We start from the raw sequence: 9,973 nt of genomic DNA on the forward strand, positions 1-9,973 counted from the left end.
AGTTGAAGCATCCAAGGGGAGTCGGGCCGCAGCGGCCCGACTCCCCTTCCGCATGCCCGGAGCGTTACCCGGACGAGTGGCGGGCCCACGGCGGAAAGCACTCGTCCGAGTGCACGGACGCCCCTTCCGCGGACCGCGCGGGGCACCCCGTAGTAGGGGGCCGCCGATCGAACGCGGGGCGGGCCGGTCGGGTGGCCGGATCGCGCCGGTCGGGGCCGGCCGGGCGGGGCCGCGGGGTGTGGAAGGGCCCGCGGCGGGGCAGGAAACCGCCCGGCGGGCCCTCCGGCGGCCCCCGGTCCGCACCGAACGTTTGCGCAGCCAATCGAACGGTTCGGGTGCGCACCCCGGTTTTCCACAGGAACGGGTGGGTTGTCCCCGTCCACAGGGTGCACGGAGCCGAGTTATCCAGAGGTTCCTCCACAGGCCGATCGGGGCTACGCTCTTCGGCGCAGGTCAACCACCTGTGGACTTGTGCACAACGGTTATCCACAGGCTGTGGAGAACTGAGGCCCCGTCAGCCGGTCCACAGAGTTATCCACCGGCTGTCCACAGGAATGGGTGAGTTATCCCCAGGTTTTCCACAGCTGCGTCCACAGTTCGGCAACATCGACTCCCCCATCAGCCCTGGGTGTGAAAGGCGTCACGTGATGTTGATCCGCGCCGGTGGATAAACCTGGGGATTTCTGTGGACAGAGCTGTGGATAACCTGTGGATACCCAGCGTGCCCTGTGGATTACTCTCCGCCGTCCACAGGAGGGCCTGGTTGTCCACAGCCGCCGTCCACAGGTCCTGTGGACAAAATCCGGCCCCTGAGCTGCGAAAACGGGGTTATCCACGGTATCCACAGGCCCTACTACTACTGCTACACATAGAGAGCTCGGAGCTTGATCAACAGTGGGGGTGGCCCGAATCTGTGGACAACCGGGCCCCGACATCTGTTCGGCCCGCTTGTGCCCATCTGCCCCGGCTGTCAGCCGAGTACGTCAGACTGTCCTTCGGCAACCGGAAGAAGGACGGGGCGGAGTCGATCCGCCCGGCGCCTCCCGGAGGCCGAAGAGGGTCAGACGATCAACAGCACGGCGGGCGGTACCGGCCGGCCGTGCGGCGACAGCAGCCAGGAGGCGGTTACCGGTGAAGTTCCGGGTGGAGCGTGATGTCCTCGCGGAGGCGGTGGCCTGGGCTGCCCGCAGCCTCCCCGCGCGGCCGCCGGTGCCGGTGCTGGCCGGCCTGCTGCTGACCGCGCAGGAGGGCACCCTGGCGCTCTCCGGGTTCGACTACGAGGTGTCGGCCCGGGTCGAGCTGGAGGCGGACGTCGAGGAGGTCGGCACCGTCCTGGTCTCCGGCCGCCTGCTCAACGACATCTCGCGCAACCTGCCGAACCGGCCGGTGGAGATCTCCACCGACGGCGCCCGGGTCAGCGTGGTCTGCGGCACCTCCCGCTTCACCCTGCCGACCCTCCCGGTCGACGAGTACCCGGCGCTGCCGCAGATGCCCACCGCCACCGGCACCGTCCCGGGCGACGTGTTCGCCTCCGCGGTCAGCCAGGCCGCGGTCGCCGCCGGCCGCGACGACACCCTGCCGGTGCTCACCGGCGTCCGGGTCGAGATCAACGGCAGCGGCATCACGCTGGCCGCCACCGACCGGTACCGCTTCGCCGTCCGCGAGCTGCTCTGGAAGCCCGAGCAGGACGACATCAACGCGGTCGCGCTGGTCCCCGCCAAGACCCTGCAGGACATCGCCAAGTCGCTGGGCAGCGGCGACCAGGTCACCATCGCGCTGTCCACCGGCGGCGCGGGCGAGGGCCTGATCGGCTTCGAGGGCGCCGGCCGGCGGACGACCACCCGCCTGCTGGAGGGCGAGTTCCCCAAGTTCCGGTCGATCTTCCCGACCGAGTTCTCGGCGGTCGCCGCGGTGCAGACCCAGCCCTTCCTGGAGGCGCTCAAGCGCGTCTCGCTGGTGGCCGAGCGCAACACCCCGGTCCGGCTGAACTTCGAGCAGGGCGTGCTCACCCTGGAGGCCGGCTCCGGCGACGACGCGCAGGCCACCGAGCGGATCGACGCCGACCTCGAGGGCGACGACATCTCGATCGCCTTCAACCCCGGCTACCTGGAGGAGGGGCTCAAGGCGATCGACGCCGGCTACGCGCAGCTGAGCTTCACCACCCCGACCAAGCCGGCCCTGCTCACCGGCAAGCCCGCGGTCGACGCGGAGCCGGACGAGGCGTACCAGTACCTGATCATGCCGGTCCGCCTCTCCGGCTGACCGACCGTCACCACCAGGGGCGCGAGGGGCGGTCAGCCTCCGCGCCCCTGTGGCTGCCCGGCGCGCCCTCGGCGTCGGCGTAGGCTCAGTGGGTGCGGCAACGGCGCCGCCATCAGGCACGACACCACAGTGAAGGACTTGTCATGGAGCTCGGCCTCATCGGTCTCGGCAAGATGGGCGGCAACATGCGCGAGCGCATCCGCCGCGCCGGCCACACCGTCATCGGCTACGACCGCAACCCGGACCTCGCCGACGTCGACAGCATCGAGCAGCTGGTCGCCAAGCTGGAGGCCCCCCGCGTGGTGTGGGCGATGGTCCCGGCCGGCGGCCCGACCCAGGAGACCGTCGAGCACCTGGCCGAGCTGCTCTCCCCCGGCGACGTGGTGGTCGACGGCGGCAACTCGCGCTGGACGGACGACGTCAAGCACGCCGAGCTGCTCGCCGAGAAGGGCATCGGCTTCGTCGACTGCGGCGTCTCCGGCGGCGTCTGGGGCCTGGAGAACGGCTACGCGCTGATGTACGGCGGCGAGGCGGCCGACGTCGCCAAGGTGCAGCCGGTCTTCGACGCGCTCAAGCCCGAGGGCGACTTCGGCTCGGTGCACGCGGGCAAGGTCGGTGCCGGCCACTTCGCCAAGATGGTCCACAACGGCATCGAGTACGCGATGATGCAGGCGTTCGCCGAGGGCTGGGAGCTGCTGGAGGCCGCCCCCGAGGTCACCGACGTGCGCGAGGTGTTCCGCAGCTGGCAGGAGGGCACCGTCATCCGCTCCTGGCTGCTCGACCTCGCCGTCCGGGCGCTGGACGACGACGAGCACCTGGCCAAGCTCAAGGGCTGGGCCGCCGACTCCGGCGAGGGCCGCTGGACGGTCGAGGCCGCCATCGACCACGCGGTGCCGCTGCCCGCGATCACCGCCTCGCTGTTCGCCCGCTTCGCCTCCCGCCAGGAGGACTCCCCGCAGATGAAGATGATCGCCGCGCTGCGCAACCAGTTCGGCGGCCACGCGGTCGAGTCCAAGTAAGCGGCCCCGGACAGAAGGCGAGCGCAGTCCACCGCCATGCACGTCGCGCACCTGTCGCTCGCCGACTTCCGTTCCTACGCCCGGGTCGAGGTCCCGCTCGACCCGGGCGTCACCGCGTTCGTCGGGCCCAACGGCCAGGGCAAGACCAACCTGGTCGAGGCCATCGGCTACGTCGCCACCCTGGGCAGCCACCGGGTGGCCACCGACGCCCCGCTGATCCGGCTCGGCGCGGAGCGCGCGGTGATCCGGGCCGGCGTGGTCGCCCAGGGCGGCCGCACCACCCTGGTCGAGCTGGAGCTGACCGCGGGCAAGGCCAACCGGGCCCGGCTGAACCGCTCCGACAACGTCCGCCCGCGCGACGTGCTGGGCGTGCTGCGCACCGTGCTGTTCGCCCCCGAGGACCTTGCCCTGGTCAAGGGCGACCCGGCCGAGCGGCGGCGCTTCCTGGACGAGCTGCTGACCGCCCGGGCCCCCCGGCTGGCCGGGGTGCGCTCCGACTACGAGCGGGTGCTCAAGCAGCGCAACGCCCTGCTGCGGACCGCCGCTGCGGCCCGCCGGGCGGGCGGCGGCAAGTCCGCCGACCTGGCCACCCTGGAGGTCTGGGACGGCCACCTGGCCCGGGCCGGCGCCGAGCTGACCGCGTTCCGGATCCAGCTGGTGGCCGCCCTGCAGCCGCTGGTCGCCGAGGCGTACCGGCAGCTCGCCCCGGGCGCCGGGGAGACCGTCCTGGAGTACCGCTCCTCCTTCGAGGGCGAGCTGCCCACCAGCCGCGAGCAGGCCGAGCAGCAACTGCTGGCGGCGCTGCAGAACGCCCGCAAGCAGGAGGTCGAGCGCGGCCTGACCCTGGTCGGCCCGCACCGCGACGAGCTGCTGCTGCGGCTGGGCCCGCTGCCCGCCAAGGGCTACGCCAGCCACGGCGAGTCCTGGTCGTACGCGCTGGCGCTGCGGCTGGCCTCGTACGAGCTGCTGCGCGCCGAGGGCGGGGAGCCGGTGCTGGTGCTGGACGACGTGTTCGCCGAGCTGGACGCCCGGCGCCGGGACCGGCTGGCCGAGCTGGTGGCCGGCGGCGAGCAGGTGCTGGTCACCGCCGCGGTCGCCGAGGACGTGCCGAAGGCGCTGCACGGCGCCCGCTACGGCGTCTCGGGCGGCACGGTGGACCGGCTGACCCCGTGAGCCCCGTGCGCCCCGGGAACCGCGTACCCTGGGCGGCTCGTCCGAGCAGTCGTCCACAGCCTGGGGATGGAGCGTGATGGCGCAGGAGCCGGAGCTTTCGGGCGTGGACCTGGCCCGGGTCGCGCTGCGCGCCGCCAAGGAGCAGGCCAGGCAGCGCGGCGAGCAGGTCCGCGAGCGGCGGGAGGCCAAGCGGACCGGGCTGCGCAGCGGGGCCCGGGCGGACGGCCGGGACCCGGTGCCGCTGGGGGCCGCGCTGAACCGGCTGATCACCGAGCGGGGCTGGGAGGCGCCGGCCGCGGTCGGCGGCGTGATGGGCCGCTGGTCGCAGATCGTCGGTCCGGACATCGCCGCGCACTGCGAGCCGAAGTCCTACGCGGAGGACGAGGCGGTGCTCACCGTGCAGTGCGACTCCACCGCCTGGGCGACTCAACTCCGCCTGCTGGCACGCCAGTTGGTGGCCAGGCTGAACCACGAGCTGGGGCACGGCACGGTCCGGGTGATCAAGGTGCTGGGGCCGGACGCCCCGGTGCGCGGCTACGGGCGGCTGCGGGCGCCCGGGAGCAAGGGGCCGGGCGACACCTGGGGCTGACCCGGACGGGGCGGACCGGGATCTTCCGGAATCGCTGGCAGCCCTGCCAGGCGCTCTGAGCCCCCCTGGCGAGTATCGGGACACGTCCCGAGGGGATTCAGGGCGGCACATCTGCCTTCAGGGGCTGCCAAACGCCCCTCTCTGTCAGTCGTACCGGTAGACTGAAGCGCAAACAACGTTGCGTGGAGCAACAGAGTCGAAACGCCGTGGTCGCACACCTCCCGGGCAAGCGGGGAGGGGCGCGGCCCGCGCTGTGCCAGAGAGGGCGCTTCGTGGCCGATTCCGGCAACCCCAGCCAGACCCCAGACCCGACCGACCAGAAGGCGGCCTACGACGCCAGCGCGATCCAGGTGCTGGAGGGCCTCGACGCCGTCCGCAAGCGCCCGGGCATGTACATCGGCTCGACCGGTGAGCGCGGCCTGCACCACCTCGTCTACGAGATCGTCGACAACTCCGTCGACGAGGCGCTGGCGGGCCACGCCGACACCATCGGCGTCACGATCCTGGCCGACGGCGGCGTGCGGGTGGTGGACAACGGCCGAGGCATCCCGGTCGGCATCATGCCGGGCCAGGACAAGCCCGCCGTCGAGGTGGTGCTGACCGTCCTGCACGCGGGCGGCAAGTTCGGCGGCGGCGGCTACGCGGTCTCCGGCGGTCTGCACGGCGTCGGCATCTCGGTGGTGAACGCGCTCTCCACCCGCCTCGCGGTGGACATCCGCACCGACGGCGCCCGCTGGACGCAGGAGTACAAGTCCGGCGCCCCGACCGCCCCGCTGGCGCGGCACGAGGAGACCGAGGAGACCGGCACCACGGTCACCTTCTGGGCCGACCCGGACATCTTCGAGACCACCGTCTACTCGTTCGAGACGCTCTCCCGGCGCTTCCAGGAGATGGCCTTCCTCAACAAGGGCCTGACCATCGCGCTGACCGACGAGCGCCCCGAGCACCTGGACGAGGAGGGCGAGCCGCTCTCCGTCACCTACCGGTACGACGGCGGCATCGCGGACTTCGTGGCCCACCTCAACTCCCGCAAGGGCGAGCCGGTCCACCCCTCGGTGATCGACTTCGAGGCCGAGGACAAGGACAAGACGATCTCCGCCGAGATCGCCATGCAGTGGAACTCGTCCTACACCGAGGGCGTGTACTCGTTCGCCAACACCATCCACACCCACGGCGGCGGCACCCACGAGGAGGGCTTCCGGGCCGCGCTGACGGGTCTGATGAACCGCTACGCGCGCGACAAGAAGCTGCTCCGCGAGAAGGACGACAACCTCTCCGGCGAGGACATCCGCGAGGGCCTGACCGCGATCATCTCGGTCAAGCTCGGCGAGCCGCAGTTCGAGGGCCAGACCAAGGACAAGCTGGGCAACACCGAGGCCAAGACCTTCGTCCAGAAGGTGGTCAACGAGCACCTGGCCGACTGGCTGGACCGCAACCCGAACGAGGCCGCGGACATCGTCCGCAAGTCCATCCAGGCCGCCAGCGCCCGGGTCGCCGCCCGCAAGGCCCGCGACCTGACCCGGCGCAAGGGCCTGCTGGAGTCGGCCTCGCTGCCCGGCAAGCTCTCGGACTGCCAGTCCAAGGACCCGGCCGAGTGCGAGATCTTCATCGTCGAGGGCGACTCGGCCGGCGGCTCCGCCAAGCAGGGCCGCGACCCGCGCACCCAGGCGATCCTCCCGATCCGCGGCAAGATCCTGAACGTCGAGAAGGCCCGGATCGACAAGGTGCTGCAGAACACCGAGGTCCAGGCGCTGATCTCGGCCTTCGGCTGCGGCATCCAGGAGGACTACGACGCCGACAAGCTCCGGTACCACAAGATCGTGCTGATGGCCGACGCCGACGTCGACGGACAGCACATCCGGACGCTGCTGCTGACCCTGCTGTTCCGCTTCATGCGCCCGCTGGTCGAGGCCGGCTACGTCTACCTGGCGATGCCCCCGCTGTACAAGATCAAGTGGGGCCGGGACGAGTTCGAGTACGCCTACTCCGACCGCGAGCGCGACGCGCTGATCGCGGCCGGCGTCGAGGCCGGCCGCCGGCTCCCGAAGGACGACGCGATCCAGCGCTTCAAGGGCCTCGGCGAGATGAACGCCGAGGAGCTGCGCGTCACCACCATGGACACCGCGCACCGCCTGCTGCTCCAGGTCACCCTGGAGGACGCCGCCCGCGCCGACGACCTGTTCTCCGTCCTGATGGGCGAGGACGTCGAGGCCCGCCGGTCCTTCATCCAGCGCAACGCCAAGGACGTCCGCTTCCTGGACGTCTGACGTCCGCCCAGGATCGTTGAAAGGAAACTGACCACCAGTGGTCGACGACAACCGTCCGGACGGCGGCGAGCAGCCCGAGGACACCACCCCCATCCAGAGCGGCAACCGGGTCGAGCTCATCGAGCTCGAGACCGAGATGCAGCGCTCCTACCTCGACTACGCGATGAGCGTCATCGTCTCGCGCGCCCTGCCCGAGGTCCGCGACGGCCTCAAGCCGGTGCACCGGCGCGTGCTCTACGCGATGTACGACGGCGGCTACCGGCCCGAGAAGGGCTACTACAAGTGCGCCCGCGTGGTCGGCGACGTGATGGGCAACTACCACCCGCACGGCGACACCTCGATCTACGACACCCTGGTCCGCCTCGCCCAGACCTGGTCGATGCGGATGCCGCTGGTCGACGGCAACGGCAACTTCGGCTCCCCGGGCAACGACCCGGCCGCGGCGATGCGCTACACCGAGTGCAAGATGATGCCGCTGGCGATGGAGATGATGCGCGACATCGACGAGGAGACCGTCGACTTCGCCGCCAACTACGACGGCCGGCAGCAGGAGCCGACCGTCCTGCCCTCGCGGATCCCCAACCTGCTGATCAACGGCGCCACCGGCATCGCGGTCGGCATGGCCACCAACATCCCGCCGCACAACCTGCGCGAGGTCGCCTCCGGCGCGCTCTGGGCGCTGGAGCACCCCGAGGCGTCCAACGAGGAGCTGCTGGAAGCCCTGATCGAGCGGATCAAGGCCCCCGACTTCCCGACCGGTGCGCTGATCGTCGGCCGCCGCGGCATCGAGGACGCCTACCGCACCGGGCGCGGCTCGATCACCATGCGCGCGGTGGTCGAGGTCGAGGAGATCCAGGGCCGCCAGTGCCTGGTGATCACCGAACTGCCGTACCAGGTCAACCCGGACAACCTCGCCCTCAAGATCGCCGACCTGGTCAAGGACGGCCGGATCGCCGGCATCGCCGACGTCCGCGACGAGTCCTCCTCGCGCACCGGCCAGCGCCTGGTGATCGTGCTCAAGCGGGACGCGGTCGCCAAGGTCGTGCTCAACAACCTGTACAAGCACACCGACCTGCAGACCAACTTCGGCGCCAACATGCTCGCCCTGGTCGACGGCGTGCCGCGCACCCTCTCGCTGGACGCCTTCATCCGGCACTGGGTCGCCCACCAGATCGAGGTCATCGTCCGCCGGACCACCTTCCGGCTGCGCAAGGCCGAGGAGCGCGCGCACATCCTGCGCGCCCTGCTCAAGGCGCTCGACCAGATCGACGCCGTGATCGCCCTGATCCGCGCCTCGGAGAGCGCCGACGCCGCCCGCACCGGCCTGATGCAGCTGCTCGCCATCGACGAGCTGCAGGCCAACGCCATCCTCGAGATGCAGCTGCGCCGGCTGGCCGCCCTGGAGAGCGCCCGCATCCTCAGCGAGCACGACGAGCTCCAGGCCAAGATCAACGAGTACAACGCGATCCTCGCCTCGCCCTCCCGGCAGCGCGAGATCGTCTCCGAGGAGCTCACCGCGATCGTCGAGAAGTACGGCGACGAGCGGCGCTCCACCCTGATCCCCTCCGACGGCGACCTCTCCATCGAGGACCTCATCGCCGAGGAGGACATCGTGGTCACCATCACCCGCGGCGGCTACGTCAAGCGCACCCGCTCCGACCTCTACCGCTCGCAGAAGCGCGGCGGCAAGGGCGTGCGCGGCGCGCAGCTGAAGCAGGACGACATCGTCGACCACTTCTTCGTGACCACCACCCACAACTGGATCCTGTTCTTCACCAACAAGGGCCGGGTCTACCGCGCCAAGGGCTACGAGCTCCCCGACGCCGGCCGCGACGCCCGCGGCCAGCACGTCGCAAACCTGCTGGCCTTCCAGCCGGAGGAGCACATCACCCAGGTGATGGCCGTGCGCACCTACGAGGACAAGCCGTACCTGGTCCTCGCCACCCGCGGCGGCCTGGTCAAGAAGTCCCTGCTCAAGGACTACGACTCGCCCCGCTCCGGCGGCCTGATCGCGATCAACCTCCGGCAGGACGAGGAGGGCCGGGACGACGAGCTGATCGGCGCCGAGCTGGTCTCCGCCGACGACGACCTGCTGCTGATCTCCAGGAAGGCCCAGTCGATCCGCTTCAAGGCCACCGACGAGGCGCTGCGCCCGATGAGCCGGGCCACCTCCGGGGTGAAGGGCATGTCCTTCCGCGAGGACGACGAACTGCTCTCGATGAACGTGGTGCGGCCCGGCACCTACGTCTTCACCGCCACCGACGGCGGGTACGCCAAGCGGACCTCGGTTGACGAGTACCGTGTCCAGGGACGCGGTGGTTTCGGTATCAAGGCGGCGAAGATCGTCGAGGGCCGGGGCTCGCTGGTCGGCGCCCTGGTGGTCGAGGAGAGCGACGAGATCATGGCCATCACGCTGTCCGGCGGCGTGATCCGGACCAGGGTTTCCGAAGTACGTGAAACCGGACGTGACACCATGGGCGTCCAACTGATCAACCTCGGGAAGCGCGACGCGGTGGTGGGCATGGCCCGCAACGCGGAGGCCGACGAGGAGGAGGGCGCGGACGAAGCCGTCGAGGAGACGGAGTCCGCGGCCACCACCGAGCAGGACGCGGCCGGCACGCCCGACCAGGGCTGACGCACGGACGCGCCCCGCGGTGCCCGCC

At 70.9% G+C, this 9,973-nt stretch carries 6 protein-coding genes; all 6 read left to right on the forward strand.

Features of this window, described 5'->3' with window-relative positions:
- The first annotated feature begins 1,131 nt into the window (after positions 1-1,131).
- The 6 genes from dnaN to gyrA all read left to right on the forward strand — a co-directional run bounded on the left by dnaN (position 1,132) and on the right by gyrA (position 9,945).
- On the forward strand, positions 1,132-2,262 hold the full coding sequence (dnaN, locus tag ACFUEL_RS27320; protein ID WP_380239421.1) for a DNA polymerase III subunit beta: 1,131 nt from the start codon (positions 1,132-1,134) through the stop codon (positions 2,260-2,262).
- A 143-nt stretch (positions 2,263-2,405) separates the two neighbouring features.
- On the forward strand, positions 2,406-3,281 hold the full coding sequence (gene gnd, locus ACFUEL_RS27325; RefSeq protein ID WP_380239422.1) for a phosphogluconate dehydrogenase (NAD(+)-dependent, decarboxylating): 876 nt from the start codon (positions 2,406-2,408) through the stop codon (positions 3,279-3,281).
- A 36-nt stretch (positions 3,282-3,317) separates the two neighbouring features.
- Positions 3,318-4,454 carry a DNA replication/repair protein RecF gene (gene recF, locus ACFUEL_RS27330; protein ID WP_380239423.1) on the forward strand — a complete coding sequence of 379 codons (1,137 nt, stop codon included), beginning with the start codon at positions 3,318-3,320 and terminating at the stop codon, positions 4,452-4,454.
- A 76-nt stretch (positions 4,455-4,530) separates the two neighbouring features.
- Positions 4,531-5,043 (forward strand): DciA family protein, encoded by a 513-nt coding sequence (locus ACFUEL_RS27335; RefSeq protein ID WP_344549813.1) that lies wholly within the window; start codon positions 4,531-4,533, stop codon positions 5,041-5,043.
- Positions 5,044-5,315: 272 nt separating this feature from the next.
- Complete coding sequence (gene gyrB, locus ACFUEL_RS27340; protein ID WP_380239424.1) at positions 5,316-7,310, forward strand: DNA topoisomerase (ATP-hydrolyzing) subunit B; 1,995 nt, start codon at positions 5,316-5,318, stop codon at positions 7,308-7,310.
- A gap of 37 nt (positions 7,311-7,347) precedes the next feature.
- Entirely contained in the window at positions 7,348-9,945 is a 2,598-nt protein-coding gene (gyrA, locus tag ACFUEL_RS27345) for a DNA gyrase subunit A (RefSeq protein WP_380239425.1), read from the forward strand.
- Positions 9,946-9,973: the final 28 nt, after the last annotated feature.

Source organism: Kitasatospora sp. NPDC057198 (assembly GCF_042670125.1).
In the GTDB taxonomy this organism is placed as follows: Bacteria; Actinomycetota; Actinomycetes; order Streptomycetales; family Streptomycetaceae; genus Kitasatospora.